General features: G+C 58.7%; 14 protein-coding genes. 5 read left to right on the top strand and 9 right to left on the bottom strand.

Translation table 11 applies throughout. The annotated features are described in order from the left end of the window. Positions 1-9 precede the first annotated feature (9 nt). Positions 10-1,503 carry a sigma-54-dependent transcriptional regulator gene (locus tag NZK35_RS12450; RefSeq protein WP_259632863.1) on the top strand — a complete coding sequence of 498 codons (1,494 nt, stop codon included), beginning with the start codon at positions 10-12 and terminating at the stop codon, positions 1,501-1,503. A gap of 167 nt (positions 1,504-1,670) precedes the next feature. Here NZK35_RS12450 and NZK35_RS12445 read toward each other — a convergent pair whose 3' ends face one another. The 4 genes from NZK35_RS12445 to NZK35_RS12430 all read right to left on the bottom strand — a co-directional run bounded on the left by NZK35_RS12445 (position 1,671) and on the right by NZK35_RS12430 (position 9,694). Then, positions 1,671-3,596 carry a hypothetical protein gene (locus NZK35_RS12445; RefSeq protein ID WP_259632862.1) on the bottom strand — a complete coding sequence of 642 codons (1,926 nt, stop codon included), beginning with the start codon at positions 3,594-3,596 and terminating at the stop codon, positions 1,671-1,673. Positions 3,597-4,573: 977 nt separating this feature from the next. After that, a complete protein-coding gene (locus NZK35_RS12440; RefSeq protein WP_259632861.1) occupies positions 4,574-6,454 on the bottom strand; it encodes a HEAT repeat domain-containing protein in 1,881 nt (626 codons plus the stop codon). 74 nt (positions 6,455-6,528) lie between these two features. Continuing rightward, positions 6,529-7,839 (bottom strand): Gfo/Idh/MocA family protein, encoded by a 1,311-nt coding sequence (locus NZK35_RS12435; RefSeq protein ID WP_259632860.1) that lies wholly within the window; start codon positions 7,837-7,839, stop codon positions 6,529-6,531. A gap of 415 nt (positions 7,840-8,254) precedes the next feature. Continuing rightward, positions 8,255-9,694, bottom strand: coding sequence for a sulfatase-like hydrolase/transferase (locus NZK35_RS12430; protein WP_259632859.1), 1,440 nt, complete (start codon positions 9,692-9,694; stop codon positions 8,255-8,257). A 252-nt stretch (positions 9,695-9,946) separates the two neighbouring features. Here NZK35_RS12430 and NZK35_RS12425 point away from each other — a divergent pair, with 252 nt between their 5' ends. Further along, complete coding sequence (locus tag NZK35_RS12425; RefSeq protein ID WP_259632858.1) at positions 9,947-10,702, top strand: hypothetical protein; 756 nt, start codon at positions 9,947-9,949, stop codon at positions 10,700-10,702. 32 nt (positions 10,703-10,734) lie between these two features. On the opposite strand, the gene NZK35_RS12420 is transcribed toward NZK35_RS12425, so the two are convergent. From NZK35_RS12420 to NZK35_RS12410, 3 genes are all read right to left on the bottom strand, one after another. Continuing rightward, positions 10,735-11,091 carry a (2Fe-2S) ferredoxin domain-containing protein gene (locus tag NZK35_RS12420; RefSeq protein ID WP_259632857.1) on the bottom strand — a complete coding sequence of 119 codons (357 nt, stop codon included), beginning with the start codon at positions 11,089-11,091 and terminating at the stop codon, positions 10,735-10,737. Then, on the bottom strand, positions 11,088-13,106 hold the full coding sequence (ftsH, locus tag NZK35_RS12415) for an ATP-dependent zinc metalloprotease FtsH (protein WP_259632856.1): 2,019 nt from the start codon (positions 13,104-13,106) through the stop codon (positions 11,088-11,090). The genes NZK35_RS12420 and ftsH overlap by 4 nt, the downstream gene beginning before the upstream one ends. Before the next feature lie 313 nt (positions 13,107-13,419). Further along, positions 13,420-16,248: a RecQ family ATP-dependent DNA helicase gene (locus tag NZK35_RS12410; protein WP_259632855.1), complete on the bottom strand. Its 2,829-nt coding sequence runs from the start codon at positions 16,246-16,248 to the stop codon at positions 13,420-13,422. A 261-nt stretch (positions 16,249-16,509) separates the two neighbouring features. On the opposite strand from NZK35_RS12410, the gene NZK35_RS12405 reads away from it, so the two are divergent. Continuing rightward, complete coding sequence (locus tag NZK35_RS12405) at positions 16,510-17,178, top strand: hypothetical protein (RefSeq protein ID WP_259632854.1); 669 nt, start codon at positions 16,510-16,512, stop codon at positions 17,176-17,178. A 78-nt stretch (positions 17,179-17,256) separates the two neighbouring features. Then, the gene (locus tag NZK35_RS12400) at positions 17,257-18,000 is read left to right on the top strand and encodes a hypothetical protein (protein WP_259632853.1); all 744 of its coding nucleotides are present in this window, start codon (positions 17,257-17,259) and stop codon (positions 17,998-18,000) included. 6 nt (positions 18,001-18,006) lie between these two features. On the opposite strand, the gene NZK35_RS12395 is transcribed toward NZK35_RS12400, so the two are convergent. Next, positions 18,007-19,389 carry an MBOAT family O-acyltransferase gene (locus NZK35_RS12395; protein ID WP_259632852.1) on the bottom strand — a complete coding sequence of 461 codons (1,383 nt, stop codon included), beginning with the start codon at positions 19,387-19,389 and terminating at the stop codon, positions 18,007-18,009. Positions 19,390-19,395: 6 nt separating this feature from the next. Then, the gene (locus NZK35_RS12390; protein ID WP_259632851.1) at positions 19,396-20,532 is read right to left on the bottom strand and encodes an SGNH/GDSL hydrolase family protein; all 1,137 of its coding nucleotides are present in this window, start codon (positions 20,530-20,532) and stop codon (positions 19,396-19,398) included. A gap of 208 nt (positions 20,533-20,740) precedes the next feature. Here NZK35_RS12390 and NZK35_RS12385 point away from each other — a divergent pair, with 208 nt between their 5' ends. Next, entirely contained in the window at positions 20,741-22,093 is a 1,353-nt protein-coding gene (locus NZK35_RS12385; protein WP_259632850.1) for a rhomboid family intramembrane serine protease, read from the top strand. The last annotated feature ends 207 nt before the right edge of the window (positions 22,094-22,300 follow it).

Genomic DNA, 22,300 nt, shown 5'->3' with positions numbered 1-22,300 from the left:
TCGATCCCGATGTCTGATTCTCAATCGCTCAAGAAATCGACCGGCAAACCGGAATACGATCCGTCGACGTTTCGTTTGCTGGTCGTTGACAACGAAGCGGCGCATGCGCGAGCGATGACGGAGAGTCTGGAAAAGGTCGGCTACAAGTGCACGGTCGCAACCAGCGGTCCCGAAGCGGCCACGTTGATCGAGCGTGACACGTTTGACATCATCATCACCGACATGGTGATGAACGACGTCGACGGGATGAAGCTGTTGAAACTGGCCGGTCAACGGTTGCCGGACGCCGAAGTGGTAATGGTGACCGGCCACGCGACGGTACCTATCGCCGTCGAAGCGATGCAGCAGGGCGCGTTCAATTTCCTTGAGAAGCCGATCACGCCGAGCCGGTTGCGCGCGATCGTCGAAAAAGCCGTCGGTGCGGTCAGTTTGCGCCGCCAGAACACCGAACTGATGTCGCGATTGGACGAGCGATTCGGGTTCGAAGGCATCATCTACACCAGCAAGAAGATGCAGCAGGTGATCGATCGACTGCGGCGAATCGCGGCGACCGACGCGACGGTTCTGATCACCGGCGAAAATGGTACCGGTAAAGAAATTGTCGCCCAGGCCGTTCATCAAAACAGCCCGCGGCGAAACAAGCCGATCGTGGCGATCAACACGGGAGCGATCGCGGAAAACCTGGTCGAGAGCGAATTGTTCGGGCACGTCAAAGGCGCCTTCACCGGTGCCGATGCCGACCGCATCGGTGCCTTCGAATATGCCAACGGCGGCACGTTGTTCCTGGACGAAGTCGGCGACATGCCGATGAGCACGCAGATCAAATTGCTGCGTGTCTTGGAGGAAAGCAAAATCACTCGCGTCGGTGACAATAAAGCGATCAAGGTCAACGTCCGATTGATCTCGGCCACCAATCGCCCCTTGGAAGCGATGATCGACGCCGGCACCTTCCGAAGCGATCTTTACTTTCGTTTGAAAGTCGTCACCGTCGAGTTGCCGGCACTGCGGGAACGACGCGAAGACGTGATCCCGTTGATGGATCATTTCCGCAAGATGTTCTTGCGCCGTCACGACAAACCCGCGGCGCACTTCACGCCCGCGGTCACCAAACGTTTCTTTGCGTATGATTGGCCAGGCAACGTTCGCGAGTTGCGCAACTTTGTGGAAATGATGGTCGTGCTGGACACCGACGGCAAACTGGATGTCGAAGACCTGCCGCCCGAATTGGTCGACGACGAAGCCGGTGAACACACGGCGGAGGAAATCACGCTCCCAACGATCAGCTCCGACGCCGATTCGAATCTGATCGGGCAGCCGCTCAGCGTGATCGAACGCTGGGCGATCGAAAAAACGCTTCAATTGACCAACGACAACCGCGAAGAGGCCGCCAAAATCCTCGGTATCGGCGCCCGAACGCTCTATCGACGGTTGGACCAGTACAAAAAAGAAAGCGACGAAGAAGGCGCAGAGTCTGGCGACCACGCCTCGGACGAACACGCTTAAGGGACCAACCGAAACTGAGTGTCGGATCTTACGAGTCGAATCGTCATTCCAGCTTCGACAGGCAGGAGGCCTATCCCCGCCTATGGACCAATACCGCTAAGTTAANNATCAGCCGGTTCGCGCCAGCGTCCGGGCCCCCACATTCATGTTAACTTAGCGGTATTGGCCTATGGACCGCTCGTTGCCATCTTCGATAACGCATCCAGAAACGCCTGCTTGCTGGGGTGGCGATCGGCCAAGTCCCGCAACTGCTTTCGTGTCAAGGTTTGGCGGCCCGGCAGACTGAATTCGGCGAATTCGTCCACCGCGATCACATAGCTCGTGTCGCCCAATCGATCAGCCTCCACAAGCTGCCACGGCGACTGCGGATTCTCTCGCATGTGCGGCGGGCGCACGTACTTGGCGTCTAGCTTGACCATCCGGACACCGAGGGTAGCCCACAAACGAGTCGTGTCGACGACGGGGTCGTACAAGACCGGAACGGATGCACGAGTGTCGACGACAAGGTCGCGATGGGCGAGATCAGCCAACCATGCTTCCGCAGCACGGTAGGCGGCATCGACATCGACGGCTTCCTCGTCGTTCAGTTCGGGCGCCAACCCGATGTCTTCACAAGCCAACAGATAGAAACCGTAAAACAGCCGCTTCATCGATCCAAGTTCGGTTTGCAGATCACTTTCCCGTTCGCCGTCTTCACGCAAGCCGTGAAGCTGCCCCAGATCGGTTTCGCCGCTGACGTGCAGGAAAGATTCAAGAAAGGCGTAACTGCGGGCGGTGCGCAAATAGAACGTCGCGCAGGGTTCGACGCGTAACCGCGGTCGGACCTTGCGTGGTGGCAGCGCCGACGTAACGTCTGCCCGTCCAAGTTGTCTCGCGTGCGTTTCGCGTCGCTTCGTGATCATTGCCTGAAAGGCTTGAATCAATCGACGCTTGTATTTCGCAGTCAGCAGCAGCTTTTGACTTTCCTTTCCACGCGTCGGCAACAGCAGCGTTTCCAACGCATGGATCTGGTGATCGTACCAACCGCTGTCTTGACGCGGTGTCAGATCGACGTCGCCCGACCGAATCTGCCGAATCAGTTCTACCATCAAATTTGTCTGCGCCGCCGTCCCGGTGGAGAAGAGACGGTTGAACAACTCCGTTTCACGGCTGGTCGACGCCGGCAGCACGCTGACCACCGGAAGCTGCACGTTGTGCTGTCGCGCCAGCTCCATCAACTCCGTATCCGCTCCGATCAACTGGTTCAGGTTCAGGCCATCTGGTGGGTTGGTCAATTTGGAATAAAAGTTGATCAGCTCAAGGTAGTCCCGACGCAGCGATTCATCGGACGCGAGCACATCGGAAATCTCCCGCGGTACTGCGACATTGGCCTGATCAAAGCCGTGTTGCAGGAAACGAAAGAATTTCCAAACCCGTCGCAAGTCATCGTTCCAGGTGTAAAAGGAAATGGGTTTCGAACGCGACGGATCCGCTTGAAACTCTTCGAGCCAATTCTCCGCGGCGGCTTGCTGGTGCGATTCCAACTGGACCGTTCGGTCAGCCAGTTGCAGCGCCGCGGCGAGAAATCCACGGGCGTGACTGTCCGGCGGCAAGGCAGAGAACAACGCTTCGACAAAGTCCACCGCCGAAGGAGAAAAGCCTGCGTCACCACGAAAGCAGGCCAGATCCAATGCCGCGTACAATCCGTCATCGAATTGTTTGGCAAAACCATCGAGCATGTTGGCACTCGGCAGCACCTCAAGGCCGCTGCTTTCGGATTCCCGGATCGCATCAGCGTAGGTCGCGTAGAGCCGCAACATCGCGGTGTCTCGGTCCGGCCGGATGTCGGGACAGTCCAATTGAATAACGGCCGCGCTGTGGTTGATCTGCCAACCCTCGTAGTCTCGGCGATCGACCCGTTGCGGGTCAAACTCGGGACGCACGTCTCCCAAACGGTCATCAACGAGCGTCAAATCGTCCAGCGGATCTGGGGTGGGGTGGACGTCCGTGTGCTCGATCGTGACATAGAATGCGTTTCGCCACGCCCCGTAGCCGAGGACTCCACCGACTGTGATCAACGCCAAAACGACCAGTGTAATGGACGGCTTGCTCATCGCTCTTCCCCCAGGATAGAGATCGATCAAAGGTGATTAGTGTGGCTCCTATCACCTGTGTGACGACGTCGACAGCCATGCGGATTTTGAAATCCTGGAAGTTTATGGCCGATGGAAAGAGTTGTGGTTATTAGCGGAACGGCACGAGCCGTCCGGTGACGCGGCCGTACGGCCGGCGTGGGGAACCGGAGGGCTCGCGCCCTGCCGCTAACAATGGACGAAACCGAACGCAATGTTAGCGGAACGGCGCAAGCCGTCCGGTGACGCGGCCGTACGGCCGGCGTGGCGGACCGGAGGGCTCGCGCCCTGCCGCTAACAATCGACGAAACCGAACGCAATGTTAGCGGAACGGCGCGAGCCGTCCGGTGATGCGGCCGAAGGGCCGGCGTGGCGAACCGGAGGGCTCGCGCCCTGCCGCTAACAATCGACGAAACCGAACGCAATGTTAGCGGAACGGCGCAAGCCGTCCGGTGATGCGGCCGTACGGCCGGCGTGGCGGACCGGAGGGCTCGCGCCCTGCCGCAAACAATGGACGAAACCGAACGCAATGTTAGCGGAACGGCGCGAGCCGTACGGTGATGCGGCCGAAGGGCCGGCGTGGCGGACCGGAGGGCTCGCGCCCTGCCGCTAACAATGGACGAAACCGAACGCAATGTTAGCGGAACGGCGCAAGCCGTCCGGTGATGCGGCCGTACGGCCGGCGTGGCGGACCGGAGGGCTCGCGCCCTGCCGCTAACAATGGACGAAACCGAACGCAATGTTAGCGGAACGGCGCGAGCCGTCCGGTGATGCGGCCGTACGGCCGGCGTGGGGAACCGGAGGGCTCGCGCCCTGCCGCTAACAATGGACGAAACCGAACGCAATGTTAGCGGAACGGCGCAAGCCGTCCGGTGACGCGACCGTACGGCCGGCGTGGGGAACCGGAGGGCTCGCGCCCTGCCGCTAACAAATAACGGAACTGCCGGAGGGCTCCGGCTTCAAGCTCCCGGCATCAGCCGGCTCACGTCGACACCTTTCTTACGCAGTTGTTGTGCGATTTCCGCTGCCGCGGCCGTCGCGTCGGCCTTGAGTGCGGGGATCGCTTGGGCATCGATGGCCAATTTCAGCCCCGCCACGCTGGGGTGCAATTTTAGAACCTCCAACACCAGCTTCTGCTCATCGATCCGGCTCGCAACCTCCAACGCTTGCTTGCACATTTCGGCACGGTTGCGTTCCGGCATTGAAAATTTCCTTGCCAGTCCGATGTAGCCACGCAGCGCACGAACCTGATACTTCTCCGCCGGCGCGGTCGTGGACAAGTCCAACAAGACCGGTGCGGCGTCCAAGTTGTTCCATTTGCCCAACAGACGGCTGGCGGTGTCTTGCAGTTCTGGATCAGAACTCTTGGCCGATGTGGCGAGGGTCTGCAATGCGGTCGTGCCGCCGACATCGCTGAGGATTTCAAGCAAGACTGTTTTGGTGGTTGCCGGTGCGCGACCGATTGCCGAAGCGATTTCCGACGCACAGGCCTCGCGATCGGGCATGCGGACGCTTGCCGATTTCAGAGCTTGGCGGGCAATCGCAGCATCTTCCGCACGTTTCGGAGCAACCACCTGCTCGATCAACAAGGAAAGTTTCTCCAGGCTGACGGTTTCCCCGAGTGCGATCAGGGCCGCGCCGCGGACGGCCGGATCGGAATGATCGAGCGCGCGGACCAGATCAGGCACCGCATCGATGCGTCGGCTGCCGACCAAATCGATCAGCAGCGGATAGCTGTCCCCGCTTGCGTCGGGCAGCATCGCGACAATTTTGGCGTCGACGCCCTCACCGGGTAGTTCTGCCAGCGTGTCCTTGGCCGCCTGAGCAAGCTCTGCGTCTTGGTCCAATGCAATCGTCAACAACGGCGAAAGCACAGAAACGTCGCCGACGCGTTTGAGTGCATCGATCGCCGACACGCGGACTTGTTTGTCGCCGGTCTGCGCGGCCTGCAACACTGCATCCAGAACGACCGTATCGGTCCGATCTGCCATCGCCTGGACGATCAACGCGGCCCGCTGCGGTGTCGCTCGTGTCAACTCCTCCGCCAGGGCTTGGTCGACTTCGCCGCCGGGAAACTCCCTCGCCGTGCCCAGCGCGAGCTGAAACAGTTTCTTGTCGTCGGATCGAAATGTCTCCATCAACAACGCGATCCCGTCTTCATTGCGGGACAAGATGGCGCCGCGGGTGGCTTCAACGATTCGTTGCATCGGCAGTTCGGCCTTACGGATCTCGTCATAGATCTCCGTCGCCGCCCCTGACTTGTCGTCACCGTGAAGTCGTTCGGCACACAGCAGGTACCCTTCGGCAACGGCGTTACGGACATCACCGGATGCGATCTGCAGGGCCTGTTGAAGCAATTGGGTGGCGGCGTCATTGCCGATCCGCCCTAACGCAACGGCCGCTGCTGAAGCGGCTTCGGGATCATTGTCCTGCAGATGTGCGCCCAAGATCTCGACCGCACCGGCGTCCTGACGGACTCCGATCGAATTGATCGTGCCGACAAGGAGTCTGCCTTCGAGCGTTTGAGTCGCCAATCGCAAGGCTTTGTCAGCCTCATCGCCCGGAATCACCTCCAACGCGATGCGGGCCCAAGAAGACAATTGTGGATCGGAAAGCAGCTTTGCCAATTCAGGAACCGAGGCATTTGATCCATGGATTGCCAGCTTCTTGCAGACGATCGCTTTTTCACCGCCCGGCGCATCGGAGCGGAGAACGGCGAGCAGTTCGGCTTCCGTTTCGGCCGCCGAGATCGGGACGGCTGCGACGGACAGAATGGCAAGCGTCGCGATGGACGCAACGAACAACGTGAAGGAGCGAAGGTAAGGTCGAGTCGTATGCATGGGAGGGTGCTTGGAGCGTTGGGGTCGAGTGTGAACAAAAGAATCACAGGCCGAAAGCCTGGTTCACGAGGGCATTACAGACGCCACGGTTCCCGCAGAGCCTCCGAGCGCATTCGATTGGCTTGCTCGTCGTTGATGAATTCATGCGTGGAGTTGTCGTAGTTGACTTGGCGGTCCAAATACAGCGCGATGTTTGCTGCGTGGCACGCGATGTGCGCATTGCAAGCCGCATCGGCATTCCCCTTGGGTTGCCGCCGCGTCTTGACACAATCGAGGAAATCGCGGACGTGGAAAGTCGCCGGGTAGCCGCCGATTTCGGCGACCTCGCGACCGGCGAGTAACTCCGGAGAACTCAACACCATCTTTCCACTGTCACCGGCTTCGACCCAACCCGTTTCGCCTTCGAAGCGTACCGGGCAAGACCCCAGCGGGATCCAGCCTTTTTCGCGAAAGATCAACTCGGTGCCGTTCTCGTAGCGTGCCACCAACTCGCCGTTTTTCGGCGGATCGTATTGAACAGGCGGTGGGCAATCATCGACGGCCCACTGACAGAGGTCGACACAGTGTGATCCCCATTCCAACACGCCGCCGCCGGAGAAGGCACCGACGAAGCCGCCGCCTTTTTCAAAATTAAAACCGTCCAACAACCTCTGGTTGAAGGGACGCCACGCGGCCGGCCCCAAGTACATGTCCCAGTCAACGACGTCCGGATCGGGTTCCGGCTCCGGTCCCAACCAGCCACTCATCAGAGCCTTCATGCCCATCGGGTGGGCGTAGACTTTGGTCAGTTTGCCGAGCTTTCCGGTGCGCGCCAATTCACAGGCGAACGCGAAGTGCGGCAGATTGCGACGTTGCGTTCCAGCTTGGAACACGCGTCCGGTGCGGCGCATCGTTTCGGCCAGGATCAAACTCTGTGCGATATTTTTGGTCACGGGCTTTTCGCAATACATGTCCTTGCCCGCTTTGGCAGCCGTCATCGCCGCGGTCGAATGCCAGTTCGGTCCGGTGGCGATCAACACGGCATCGATGTCACTGCGATCGAGCAGATCACGAAAGTCACGATAGGTCTCGCACTTCTGATTCCCGTAGTGGTCGTCAACGATCTTTTTGACTTCGCCACGACGTTTCTGTTTGACGTCACAGACCGCGACAAACTGCACGTCTTTCTGCGGCAGAAAACAACTCAGATCGTAGCCTCCTCGACGACCGATCCCGATCCCGCCCACAACCACTCGTTCACTGGGTGCGACCGCACCATCCAACCCCAGCGCTGAACTGGGAATGATCGTCGGCGCCGCGATCGCAGCACCGGCCGTCGCCGCGGCGGTCTTCAAGAAACCTCGGCGAGGCGTTGGCGTGGGAGACTTCACTTGCTTATTCGACATGACCTACCTTCCTGATCGTGTGGATCGTTTAACCGCCGGGACCGCTGATCGCTGGGAGATTACATTTCCCATGCCGTCAGCATAGCCTTGTCGCGAGAGCCATTCCACAGATGGACCGGAATTGTGTTGGCAAACCGATCGCTTTTCCAAACCGCTTGATCAGCAGTGCGACAGACGCACGCATGGCGCGCCCTATCGCGCACGCCGTGGAGGTCTATGCACGAGTCATCGGACAGGCACCCAACATCTGCCGCGAGACAGCGGAGTTCCGACGTCGGGGCGAGAGTCAAGCTGCGGCGGACCAACGGGTCGTTGGGATCCTGCGTCGGGGACCGGCATTTCGAAGTGTTCCGTCATCCCGGTGGACTGATGTGGGTTGGCCCGCACGATGATGTCCGACCAATGACCTGATGGATCAATCATTTGGGTCGACCAGGTTTCTCCATCGAGGATAGATCGGCCGTGACTCGGTCTCGCGGCTGCCGCCGCCGACCGGCGCCGGTGGGCATTGTTCGATCAGGCCAAATAACTGCTGCCGCACTTGATCGACGCGCGGGGCCAAGTTGCTTTGACCAAGGTCATTGGATTCGGTCAAATCGAGCGGGACGTTGTAGAAACGCCCGTCACGGTAGAGTTTAAAATCCTGGGTGCGAACGAACTGTCCCGGTGTTTTGTTCCAATACGGTTGGTAGTGACACAGCACCCACTGCCGCGGATTGCCTTTGTCGCCCTGAAGCTGCGGCAAGAAACTGCGTCCATCGATCGGATCTTCGGGGCCGAGCGTGATTCCGGCTGCGGCGGCCAGAGTCGGATAGAGATCGGTGAACTCGATCAGATCATCGAGCACCAATCCCGGCGGTGTGGTTTCCTTCCACGAGGCGACCATCGGAACATGGGTCCCCATGTCGGTCATCCCACCCTTGCCACCCTTGATGAGTTGACCGTTCCAGCGTGAACTGATCGACGTGTTGGTTCCGTTGTCGGCGGTGAAGATGATGATCGTGTTTTCAAGCTGGTTGAGTGCCCGCACCTGATCGACGATTCGACCGACAATCTTGTCCATGTATTGAACCATGGCGACAAAATTTTCCTTTCGTGCCGCTTTTCCTTTGGGCGGTTTGTTGGCAGCTTGTGTTCGCGGGTCATCGCCGATCGTATCCGGTGTTTTGACGAACGGATCATGCACCAGCATCATCGGGTAGTAGACGAAAAATGGATCTCGCTGGTTTCTGCGCATGAAGTCGCAGATGAAATCACACAGCAGATCCGGTCCATACTTTCCCAAATTCTCGTCAACGCTTTGCATCCGGCCGTTGCGTTCCAGCGGCGGACTCCAGAAACGTTCGCCGCCGCCCTGATTGATTTGCTTTCCCGTTGTGACCTGCCACAGATACGACTCGTCAAAGCCCGCTTGTTGGGGCCGGGTCGGATCGTCATGGCCCGGAAGTTGGTTGTACAAACCGTTGAGTTGCCATTTCCCGGCGATCGCTGTCTTGTAGCCGGCGGACTTCATCAAATGCCCCAACGTCTTTTCCTTGGGGTCCAGATAGCCGAAGTGCGTGTAGTTGCGAAAGTTGTACTTGCCCGTCATCAGCTTGACGCGACTGGGCGTACAAATCGGTGTGGAGTAACAATGAGTAAACCGGACTCCAGCGGCGGCCAGGGCATCGATGTGCGGTGTAGAATAATCTTCCGCTCCGTAGCAGCTGAAGGCTTCCCAACTGACGTCATCGGCCATGATCAAGATCACGTTCGGCTTTTCGCCGACTCGACGGGCCGATGCTTCATCCGCCACACTGGCGTCGGAAAGGCCCATCAAGGCCAGAATGCCCAGGGCGGAAACGATTAATTTCATGGCAGGTCGCAGGTCGATGGAAGGATTCGCGGAGACGCAGATGATTCGCTTACCAACTTAACTGCCGGGCAGGGCCGCGTCACGTCAGCGACGCCGGAGATCGAGATCTTGACACAAACCGTGGAAAGAACACCGTGCGATCGGTCAGCGACACCGTCGCCCCGGCGGGAGCGCGCCCGGGTTCACGAGCCTTGATGCCTTTTGCTCGGGACGCTGTTGAGCGTGAAGATTGTCGACGTTGAAGGACGTGCCATGAAACCCATTCCAATCCCAAAGGCCGGAACCGCGTCAAACCGGGACTGGATCGGCCCACTGATCGAGGTGATCTGGCAGTCGGGCCGGGCGATCTTTCTAGTTTCGCTGGGATGCGTCGTCGGTGTGATCGTGTTCTCGCAACTCGGCGTCGTCGCCTGGTTGATCGGCTCCTTCACCTCCCTGCCGACCAAGCAAATCGTGGACGTCCTGCCCGCGACGGGTTGGTTCGTGGGATTCCTGGTCGGGTTGTTTCAGACCGTTTCGTCGTTGAAGAAGTCGTTCCGGGCAGCGGACGACGAGGAGACGGCAGAACTGGACGACGATCGCGACGACGAGGACGCGACCGCCCCAGAATCGCCTCTCGGGTCCGCATCGCCGGACGCACTCTCCGACCCGATCGGGTTCAAGGCGAAATCCATTCGAACGTTGCGTGAAGGCGGGATCGGTCTGTTGCTGGGGCTGATCCTGGGAATGTTCTTGTCCCTGTATCTGATCATCGTCAGTACCGCCGGAATTTTGTCTCCGATGGCCCCCGCAAGCTGGCGTGACGGTTTTCGAATGCAGGCGACGCACCAGCAGGGCAACGATTCGCCGCCCAGGCGACTCCGACGATCCAACCGCGACGACGGAATCAGCTCGGGAGCCGAATTCTGGCATCCGGTTTACGGATCGATTCTCAAGTGGACAGTCCCTGCCGTCGCGATTGCGGGATGTGTGTTTTGCATCGTTGCGAAAGAGGAAAAGATCGAGTGAGGGTTGAAAGTCCAGCCTGCCTCGGTTGCCATTCAGGAAGGGGCGGCAATCACGTGGGACTGGATGACGGATCCTTGACTGAGATGTTCGTCAAAGATCCGGTTGATGATTTCCGGCGTGCAGTCTCCGTACCAGATTGCATCGGGCAGCACGCCGACAATCGGCCCTCCCTTGCAGACGCCGATGCAGCCCGCCTTGATCCGCAACACGACGGATTGGCCGGCCTTGCGACGCAGCTTGCAGCGGTGCTTGATGTGCCGCCACGTTTCGTCCATTGCCTTGCCGCCGCAGCACTTAGCGGTCTTGTGGTCCATGCAAACGACCAGCGTGTACTCAACCTCGTGCAGTCGAAGTTTCGTTGCTTTCTTACGTGCGGAGCTTAGATTCATTCGTCCCGGTTCACCACGGGATTCGAAACCCCCGGATCGTTGACTTCCGGTGAGGACACGGTCCCGGGGAGCGTTTCTTCCTCGGATTTCATCTTCTGTTGAATCGATTCGCCGATCAGGTCCGTGATCTGTTGCTCATCGAGTTCCTCTTCTTCCATCAGGGCGCGGGTGATCTTTTCCAGATCCTCGCGGTGCTCACGCAGCAACTGCTCGGCGCGTTGGTCGGCTTCCATCAAGATCCGCGAGACCTCTTCGTCGATCAACTCTTGCGTGTGTTCGCTGAATTGTCGCGACTGATGCATTTCACGCCCCAAGAACGGATCTTCGTCGCTGGTCTTGTAGCAGACCGGACCGAGCTTCGGGCTCATTCCCCAATGCGTGACCATTCGGCGAGCAATGCTGGTGGCGCGTTCCAGGTCGTTTTCCGCCCCGACGGTCGGTTCGTCATAGACGATCTTTTCCGCCGCGCGGCCACCCAACAGGACGATCAGCTGGTGTTCCAGCTCTTTCTTGCTGACGTTCAAGCGATCTTCGTTGGGGACATATTGCGTGACGCCCAGGGCGCGTCCGCGTGGGACGATGGTGACCTTGTGCACGGTGTGTGCACCGTCCAGGTGCCAGGCGGTCAGCGTGTGTCCGGCTTCGTGATAAGCGGTTTTCTCTTTCTCAATCCCACGGAGCACTTCTTCACGTTTAGCCCCCATCAGGATCTTGTCGCGGGCGTAATCGAAATCGTTCATGTCGACTTCTTTTTTGTCGTGCCGGGCGGCCCACAGCGCTGCTTCATTGACCATGTTTTGAATATCGGCACCCGTCAATCCGATCGTTCCCGCGGCCAATCGATCCAGCTTGACATCATCGGCCAGGGGGACATCGCGAACATGGACCTTAAAGATTTCTTCGCGGCCTTTCATCGTGGGCCGATTGACTGCGACGTGACGGTCGAAGCGACCGGGACGCAACAGGGCCGGGTCCAAGACATCGGGTCGGTTGGTGGCTGCGACGACAATCACGGCTTGGCTGGGCGTGAACCCGTCCATCTCACCGAGAATTTGGTTCAGCGTTTGTTCACGTTCGTCATGCCCCCCGCCCAAACCGGCACCACGCTGGCGTCCGACCGCATCGATTTCGTCGATGAAGATGATCGCCGGGCTGTTCTGTTTGGCGGTTTGGAACAAGTCGCGAACCCGACTGGCCCCGACGCCGACGAACATCTGGATGAACTCGCTGCCGTTGACCGAGTAAAACGGCACTTCCGCTTCTCCGGCCACCGCGCGAGCCAGCAAGGTCTTTCCGGTTCCGGGCGGTCCGTTCAGCAGGACGCCCTTGGGCACCCGTCCCCCGAGCTTTTGGAACTTGTCGGGTGTTTTCAGATAATCGACGATCTCTTGCAGGTCCGCCTTGACGCCCTGCAAGCCGGCGACGTCGTCAAAGGTGACGGTTTTCTCGTTGGCTTCGAAGCGTTTCGCCGGGCTCTTTCCAAACCCGGACAAAAATCCGCCGCCCATGATGTCGTTGCGTGTGCGACGAATCATCATGAAAACGAACAGGAACACCGCCAGCGGCAGCCCGATAAAAATCAGCAGATTGACCAGTTCACGCGTGTTGTCCGGCGGCTGGAAATCATAGGGAATGTCCGCCTCAATCAGCGCACTTTCGATCCGAGACGACGATTGCGGGTCGAGCGAGATGTTGAAATAGAACTTTTTCTTCAGCTTGACCGGCTTTCCGTTCTCGTCCTTTTCAACCGTCTCGATGCCATCCTTAAGGACCGGAGGCGCCTCGGGCTCGTTTTTGAACGTCCCGACAACGGTTTGCTCGCCGATGCTGACCCGCTCAATATTGTTCTTGCCCAACTGCTCATTGAAAAAGCTTTTGGTGATCTTGGATCCCGGGTCTTCGGTTCGCCAGAACAGGATGGCGAATCCGATCGCCAGCACCACCGCGATCAGCAATCCGTTATTGCGACGCGGGGGTGGTGCGTTCACGTCTGTCTCTTCGCGACGATTTTCCATAGTGGTATTTCGATCGAAAGTTGCTCGCCTTGGCGAGGCGGGGATATTTGAGAGGAAGGGGCGAGGGTGATTGTGAGTGCCAAGTCCGATTGGCAAACGCCCCGTGACAGCTTGCCCGACAGCAGCAGTGGTGAGCAAAACCGGTGCCACACGCCGAAACCAACACTGAAACTATGCGTCGGTATGATAAATCGGTGTCAAAGCATTCCCCAAAACTCGGCTCGGGGAGTCAACCCGGCGGGCTACAATCCGCAAGGGCCTAGCCGGATGGGGTCTGATTGTACCAATTTGCGCGAAAATGGAATGCGGGTGCTCAGGACTGCCAACTTGGCGACACGCTCCGACCCCGCGCCGCGGCAACTTGGAGATGACAGGCAATCTGGCGACGATTCAGCTTACGAATCTGGCAAACCTCCTCCATCGTGAAGCCGTCGCTGAACAGCCGCCAGGTCCAGTAGGCGTCGCGTTCACCGATCGGTTCGTCCATGGGGGCCTGCGGATCGGGGGCCTGCGGATCGGCAGAATCCCCAACACCAGACTCGGTGCCCGGCAGCGCGGGCGGCTCCTCGATCGCTGTCTCGGCGAGGTCCATGATCGGCTCACCCCCCGGCGGTCCCGGAATGTCACTCCCCGCGGTCGCGGTCTGCTGGTCATCCGTCTCGGTCATGCAACCACGGATGATCTCCAAAATGTCGTATCCGTGCTGCTCCATCGTTGCCGGCCCGATTCCCGAGACGACTTCCAACTCGCTGCTGCTTTGCGGACGCATCTCTGCCAGCCGGTCGATCGTCGAGTTGGTCAGGACCCGATAGGCGGGGAGCCCCAGCGCCGCGGACGCCCGGCGGCGCCAGCGTTTGAGCGCCTCGCCGATCTCATCGGTCAGTTTCTTTTCGGGGCTGGTCAGGTCATCGAGGGTGATGTGGATGCCGTCCTGCGATTCAATTTGGGCGTTGTCCAGGGAAACGTCGCCCTGCGCAGACGGCGATTGCGCATCGGATTTGGCCACGTCGGTCGATTCGATGTGGCGTGCCGCCGCGGCCAGCCCCCGGGCGAGTGGCTTGGACAACGTGAACGATGCCGGCAACGGGGTTTTCAGGTGCATCACCGACTTACCGAACTCGCTGATTTCGATGGTCGGACGACGCTGATCGACTTCGCGTTGCTCGATCATCCCGTGCTCGATCATCGCATCAATGATCTTGCTCAATTGTGCCTGTTTCATCGACGACAACATCCCGTAGGTGCTCAATCGTTGCAGCTTCCATTGGGTGATCCGTTTGTTCTGTGAACCGCACAGCATCTGGGCGACCAAGTTTTTTCCGAATCGACCGTGCATTCGGGTCACGCCGCTGAGGATGACGCGCAAGCCACACAGCAACGCGTTGGAGTCCGATTCGGTTAGACCGTCCGTGACCGCGCTGGTCGCATTTTTTCCATCGTCGACGTCACAGCGATCACACTTTCCACAATTCTTGCTTTCCGGATCGCCGAAATAATCCAAGATCACGCGTTGGCGGCAGCCGCCGGTCCGGGCGAATCCGATGACGGCCTCTAATTTTTCGTATTCGTTGGCTTTTCGCCGCGCGAGTTCTTCGAAATCGATCTCCAGGTTTTCGAAAGGGACGTCGCGCTGGACGAAATGGACGGCGCGTCCGCGGAACGGTGGCACGTAGTCAAACGCGTTCAATCGACTCAGCTCACGCAACGTCCGCATCAGTTGGTCGCGATCGACGTCGGCCAGTTCCATCAAACGGTTGGGCCGCACGTAGACGTCATCGTGCCGGCGTCGACCGACCACTTTCTCGATCGCGGTCATCACGCGGCGACGCAGTTTTGCCTCTTTCGGCAGGAAATCCAGCAAGGTCGGGGCGTCGCTGTCGATTCGAACGAGCAACTGGTTTTGGCTGCTGTCGAGCCGCCGCAGCACGCCGGCTTTGGCGAGCAGCGTCTCGGCGGTCCCGATCGCTTCGGAACTGTCCGCATCGATCGCATCACGGACTTGATCGAGAGTCAGTTCGATCGGATCCTCCGGCCGCGAGAGCAAGTATTGATAGACCTTGTTGACGATCGATTTGGAGGGGTAACGATTCTCGATGAAGAACTCTTGGATGTAGCGATCGTGATAGGAGAAAAACAGTCGGCAATCGCTTTCCAATCCGTCGCGTCCGGCGCGTCCGGCTTCCTGATAATAGGCCTCCAACGTGCCGGGCATGTTGTAATGGGCGACAAATCGGATATCGGACTTGTCGATCCCCATGCCAAAGGCGTTGGTGGCAACGATCGCTGCCAACTCACCGGACATGAACTTCTCCTGCACGATGCGGCGTTTCTCCGACTCCATGCCGCCGTGATAAATGCCGATCGGGCGGCGTGTTTTCTCGGGCAACCATTCGCCGATCGCTTCACACGTTTTTCGCGTCGCGGCATAGACGATTCCGGCGCCGTCTTGCTGTTTGACGAATTTGATCAGCTGGTCTTCTTTTTCCAAGTCCGTTTTGCTCTGAGACACCCCGAAATGGAGATTGGTGCGGGCAAACCCCGTCACAAACACTTTGGGGGATTGCAGATCCAACAGTGAGCAAACGTCGTCACGGACCATCGGTGTCGCGGTAGCGGTCAGCGCGATCGTTTGGAGACCACCCAGGTACTGCGAGCGGACTTTGCCCAGTCGCGAATAATCGGGGCGAAAATCGTGCCCCCATTCGCTCACGCAGTGGGCTTCATCGACGGCCAGCAAGGTGACTTGGCAGCGTTGCAAGGTTTCCAGAAATCGACCGTTGCGAAGCCGTTCCGGTGCGACATAAACCATGTCCAGTTCGCCGCGCGCCATCGACTCCATCACGTCCTCTTGTTCGCGGGCGCTGAGCGTGGAATTGATCAGCCGAGCGGCGATTCCCAAGTGCTGCAGCGTGTCGACCTGGTCCTTCATCAACGCGATCAGCGGCGAAACGACAATCGTGGTGCCGGGACGAGCCAGGCTGGGCAGCTGGTAGCAGAGGCTTTTCCCACCGCCGGTCGGCATCACACACATGACGTCTTCGCCGCTGGCGACGGCTTCGATCACCTCCCGCTGACCGGGCCGAAATTCGTTCAGGCCGAACCGAGAGAGCAACGAATCGTAGTCGGTGGCAGTGGCATTCATGAATCAGTCCGTTTGAGAAGGCGTGTGCGGTCAAAAGTATACGGATTTCGCATGCATTGGCGATCCGCGACCCGCCCGACGCGACCGCCCGGCTCTGAATGGCCACCCCGACTGGCCACCCTGACTGACTGGTCTGACAACAGCCGATGGCAGTCTGGGCCAACCTCGTCTATACTCATTCGTTTCTGCCGCCGTGACCTGATTCAACCGAGCCTGCACTTCGCCATGCCGCACGCCATGCTCTGTGCCCGACCGCTGTCAATGCGTTTCCGAACGGTCACCCCCCTGGTTTTCCGTTTCGTCGTGCTGATCCTGGCCGGCACGGTCTGCGGCCAAGGACGCGTGCAAGCCGATGAGCCGGTTTTTACGGATGATTTCGAGTCGGGGACGCAGCGTTGGGAAATGCTCGACCCGAAGACTTGGAAACTCAGCACGCGAGACGGCTCCCAGACGATCGAAATCACCGACCGCAGCAGCGAGTACAAGCCGCCCGTTCGCAGCCCCCTGCATGTCGCGCTGATCAAGGACCTGGACCTGGGCAGCTTCGAAATCCACTTTCGGGTCAAAAGCACCAAAGACACCGGAAATCATCGCGATTGCTGTGTGTTTTTCAATTATCGCGACGACCAGCACTTTTATTACGTGCACCTGGGAGCCCGCCCCGACCCGCACAGCGGACAAATCATGATTGTCAACGAAGCACCGCGTCGGGCACTGACCCAAAATACCCGCGAAACGCCCTGGGACGACCAATGGCATCAAGTCAAATTGGTGCGCGATGTTGAATCCGGCAGAATCGCGATCTTTTTCGATGACATGGCTCAACCGCAGATGGAGGTGTTTGACAAGACGTTCACCAACGGACGAATCGGCCTCGGATCGTTTGACGACTTAAACGCCTTCGATGACGTGGTCGTCTTCGCGAAGTAGCCACGGCAGACGCCGATTCAATCTCTTCTCTCCAACGGCTCGGTTGGACTTCACACCAAAACAAGGAATCTGCAGCGGATGAGCGATTACGGAATGTTCAGCGATGATTTTTATCTCAACATGAACTTGGCAACCGAAATGGATCTGCCACAAAATCGCGAGTCCGTGCTGCACTATTTCGAACAGGTCAGACGTCGTTACCCCCAGATGCTGAACTTCTATTCCCGCGAGAAGTCAGAATTTGTGCTCGAAGAAGAAAAGGAAAAAGGTTCCTACCGCTGGGTTTCCATCGAGCCCCGGCGGCTCAACAGCGGTTCAGTGAACCCCGAATCGTTGGAGGCCGCGATCGACCAGCACCGCAGCGTCTTGGAACTGGTTCCTTATGAGCTTTCCATCACGCCGCTGGATTGTGAAGCCCTGAGCGTGATGCTGGGATTCGATTTCAACTATCGCGGGAACCACAACGAGATTTTGAACCAGGCGATCGGAATCGCGCCGGCGCTGGAACGCTTCACCACGCTGCCCTACGGCAAAGTGCTCTCCAACGAGCCTTCGCTGCAATTCGCGCTCGATGAAGAATGCCGAACCCAATGTCGAATCAGCTTCGAATCTCGGACCACGGCCTATCAGGTGCGGACGGGCGAATACAGCGAAGATCAACTGAGCGTTTACTTGACCGTGCGCCGATACGACAGCCTGGGGCCGGACGAATCGTTTGACAAAGAATTCATGCGGCTGTCCTCCCTCTGCCGCGATCTGGTCGACGAGTATCTCGTCAGCGCCGTCTTGAGACCCCTGCAAGAAGCCATCTCGTTGCACTGATCTGCGTCAAAACTGAAAGTACACGAACGGGGTAAAGCCTCGCGGCGCGTACAAAATCAGACACCAGATCATCACGATCGTCGCGATAGGGGTGTACCAGCGGTCGGCCCGCAAACGCATCGCGATTCTCAAACGCGTGGTCCAGGCGGCGTGCTCCAGAACCATGATCCCGATCGCTGCGATCGCCAACGGCGGATACCAATCAATCCCCGGTGTTTGAAACAGCAGTTGCCGCGTGATCGACGCAACGTGGTCCAGCGAAGTGCTGCGAAACAGCACCCAACCGAAAACGACCACCAGGACCGTCGACAGTCTTCCCAGCCAGACGGCCTTTCGCAGCTCATACCGCCGGCGGAGTTCACGTTCGCAGACCAGCGCCGTGCCGTGCCAGAAGCCCCACAGCACAAACGTCCATGCCGCCCCGTGCCACAGGCCGCCCAGCACCATCGTGATGATCAGATTGACGTTGGTGCGGAATGCACCCCTGCGACTGCCGCCCAGCGGGATGTAGAGATAATCACGCAACCAACGTGAAAGCGTCATGTGCCAGCGATGCCAAAAATCGGCGACGCTGGTCGCCAAGTAGGGGTGTCGAAAGTTTTTGGGAAAACGATAACCCAGCATCTTCGCCACACCGATCGCGATGTCGGTGTAGCCGGAAAAGTCATAGTAAATCTGTCCCGCGTAACCGATCACCGCCAGCCAGACGGTCAGTCCGCCGTAGAGCTGCGGTGCCGCGAACACCACATCAACGACTTCGCCCAAGCGGTCCGCCAAAAGCACTTTCTTGATCAGTCCGCAAAGCGCAAGTTGAAACCCGCCATAAAAACGTAGCGCCGACCAGTTCGGCCGCCGCGCCAGCTGTGGCAACAACTCGCTGGCGCGGACGATCGGCCCGGCGACCAACTGGGGAAAGAAAGCGACATACAACGCAAAATCGAGTAGCGAATTGGTCGGCCGAATTTTTCCGCGATAGACGTCGATCGTGTAGCTGAGCGTCTGGAAGGTGTAGAACGAAATGCCGACCGGCAAAATGATGTTCAACGTGCTCGCGTTGAGACCGGCCGATTCGATCAACGGTGTCGCGGACTCGATAAAGAAATTGAAGTACTTAAAGAAGCCGAGGACGCCCAGGTTCACGCCAAGGCTGACGCACAACCAAGCCTTCTTGGCCCGAGGCTTGGCCGCATGCGAAATCCGGCCGGCCACGAAAAAGTCGACCGCCGTTGATAACAACAACAAACCACAGAAACGGTAGTCCCAGTACGAATAAAAGTAGTAGCTGGCCGCCAGCAGGATCAGATTTCGCGTCACACGAGCGCGACATCGCCAAACGGCCACCAGGATCAATCCCAGAAAGATCAGAAACTCGATCTGCGTGAACTGCATCGTGGATCAGTCCTTCGCCGGATCGTTGTTGACAGGCCGTCCGCCCGACGCGAGCCAAACGGGAATCGTCAACAGTTGTTCCGCAATGATTCGATTTCCAGTCGCGTTGTAGTGCCCCACGCCGAATTGGCCGTTGTGAAATCCTCGCGGCCAATCCCCGGCGCGAGCTGCCGCGGTCATCGCGTCTCGCGCATCGAGAACGTGTAAACCATGATCGGAACACAGTTGGCGGAAATGATCGAACAACCACTGATCCGGGTCGTTGAACGTGGTTTCACCGTCGATGATCGCGGGGATCAAGGGTGCATAAACGAAGATGCATGGCGCGTCGCATTGCCGACGCAGCCGTTCCAACTGACCAGACAATCGTTCTGCTGTTGACGCGATTGCCCCTCCGGAAGTCCCGCGTTCGCTTGAAAGTGCTGGCGACTTGACCGGTCCGGGGCGAAACCTGAGTCGGCGCCGTGTCGTTGCGTCACCGGTCGTCACGATGTTGCGAACGGCTTGGATCAGGAACGCGGGAATTGTCGCGCTGATTTTGGACCGCGATGGATCCAGCCCCTCATTGGCATCAGCGATTTCAACCGTCCAATCGGACCACTCAACGAGTAGAAAGACGTGGGCATCCACTCTGACCGCATCGTGATTGCGTAACGTTGCGATCTGTGCGATCCAGTCGTTGCAGTCGTCGCCGCTCCGCGCGAAGGGAAAAACGTGGATCTGATTGGAAGACAATCCCGCAACTTGGGCCGCGATCTTTTCGCGATCCTTCACGCAAACGCCTTCGGCCTGGGAGTCTCCCCAGAGTGCCAACCGCAGACCGCCGGGATCATCGTGTTCCAGGGTCCCCCTGCCCGGCATTCCCATCGGCCCGATCCGCGTCGTCGCGTACCCTTCACTCCGCCACCGGTAATCCGATCCCGGTTGCAGCACCGCAACTCCCCGCGTCGGATCTTGGATGCGTGGTACGTAACTGCGAACGAACCACGGTGAGGTGGCGGCCACCAGCAAGGTACCGAGCAGCATTCCGACGATCCATCGACGCAGCATCAATCGGCCGCGATAGACGGAGGCGGCGAAATCGTTCCGGTGCCAGAAGGTCCGTCGGGCAACGCGATTGGACGCATGGTGGAGGAAGATCAAAAAAGAAGTCGAACGGCAAGTGAAGCTATAGGATACCCACATCGGATCAACAACGCAGGTCCCGGTCACACGCGCCACTGGCTGACGCCACGTGCTGGCATGCCGGCGCGTGCGCCGACGATGCCAGCGGGACGCGTCAGCGAGCGGCCCGATTGGTGTATGATTTGGGGCACAAATGACGATTTGCTTGTCTACGTGAGTCCCTTGGATGATCATTCCCTACAGCACCGACGCGCCTCTCTATCACCTGCCTTGGGTCACGGGAGGCTTGATCGTCACGAACATCATCGTGTTTTTTGCGACCACCTTCCAGGTCTTCATCGGAACTTGGGAACCGGAACAAATGGATCGGCTATTGATCCAGTTCAACCAAATCAATCCGCTTCAATGGCTGACGGGTAATTTCATGCACTTTGACCCGTTTCACCTGATGGGCAACATGTTCTTCCTGTTCTGCTTTGGCTTGGTGGTGGAAGGCAAAGTCGGAAACGGTCGCTTCTTGGCGATCTACCTGATCACCTGTCTGTTGATCGGCGCGGTGGTGCAGATCCCGATGTTTTTCCTGGGCGGCGAAGAAGCGGCCGGCGGTGCGTCGGGTGTGATTTCGACCCTGATGGTGATCGCGCTGATTTGGGCGCCGGAGAACGAGATCAGTGTCTTCTACTTTTTCTTCCCGTTCTTTGGGACCGCCGAACCACGCATCGTCACGATCTGCGTGTTCTTCATCGGGATGGATGTCCTGTCCGTCGTGTTCAGCGGATTTGCGATGTCGGGCGCAATGGGACACGTGATCGGTGCCCTGATGGGATTTCCGATCGGGATCTACTTTCTGAGAACCGACGAGGTCGATTGTGAAGGCTGGGATGCGATCTCCCGCAACGATTGGTTGCAACAATATCCGTTGCTGTACGGCGAAAAGCAGCGACAACGCGATCGTGACCAACACGACGAAATTGAAAACCCGGTGGAAAAGGCGTTGCAGGTGACCGGCGGCGACGTTTCGAAAAGCAAGTACATCGGTCTCGCGTCGAGCAAGTGGAAACCCAAAACCAAGTCACCCTCCCCTGCCGTCGCTGCCGCCGCAACCCCACGGAAGTCTCGTAAAAAGAAACGACGGACATCGGAAGTGTCGCCGGAGCGTGTGGCCGAAAAATGTCAGGCCCATCCCGAATTCAATCGCTTGGCCTACGTGATCCGTCAGAGTCTGCAATCAAACAATTTGCCGGCGGCGCAACAGGCGTTCTTGCGGTTGGACACGCTTAAAATTGGAGCGGGATTGGCCGAGACGACGTTGATGCGATACGCATCGGATCTTTGCACGCAACGCCAATGGGTCAACGCGATTCGCCCGCTCGCCATCGTGGTCGAAAAACAAGGCGCGCTGGCCGATGACGCTTGTCTGCGATTGGCACAGATTCAATTGCGAGTGCTGCAGCGCCGCGACCACGCCATTGCGACGCTGGAGAAGATCGTGGTACCGGAAGGCCAATCGATTGACGCGGAAAAGAAAGAGCGATTGCGCAAACGCGACGAACTGCTCAGCCTGGCACGTGGGGAATAGCGGGGTAAGCATCCTGCTTGCCTCTTCCCAAGGCCTCGCCTTGGAACGCGCCGGCGGAATGGCGCTCGCCATATGCGGTGCGCCAGTAGGAGGCGGGAGCCTCCGAGGCTGATTGCTCCCAGGAACAAGTGGGGTAAGCATCCTGCTTGCCTCTTCCCAAGGCCTCGCCTTGGAACGCGCCGGCGGGATGGCGCTCGCCATCCGCGG

The organism is Stieleria sedimenti, from assembly GCF_025060895.1.
GTDB lineage: Bacteria > Planctomycetota > Planctomycetia > Pirellulales > Pirellulaceae > Stieleria > Stieleria sedimenti.
The sequence above is the reverse complement of the archived record's forward strand: the minus strand, read 5'-3'. Positions and strand labels throughout refer to the sequence as shown.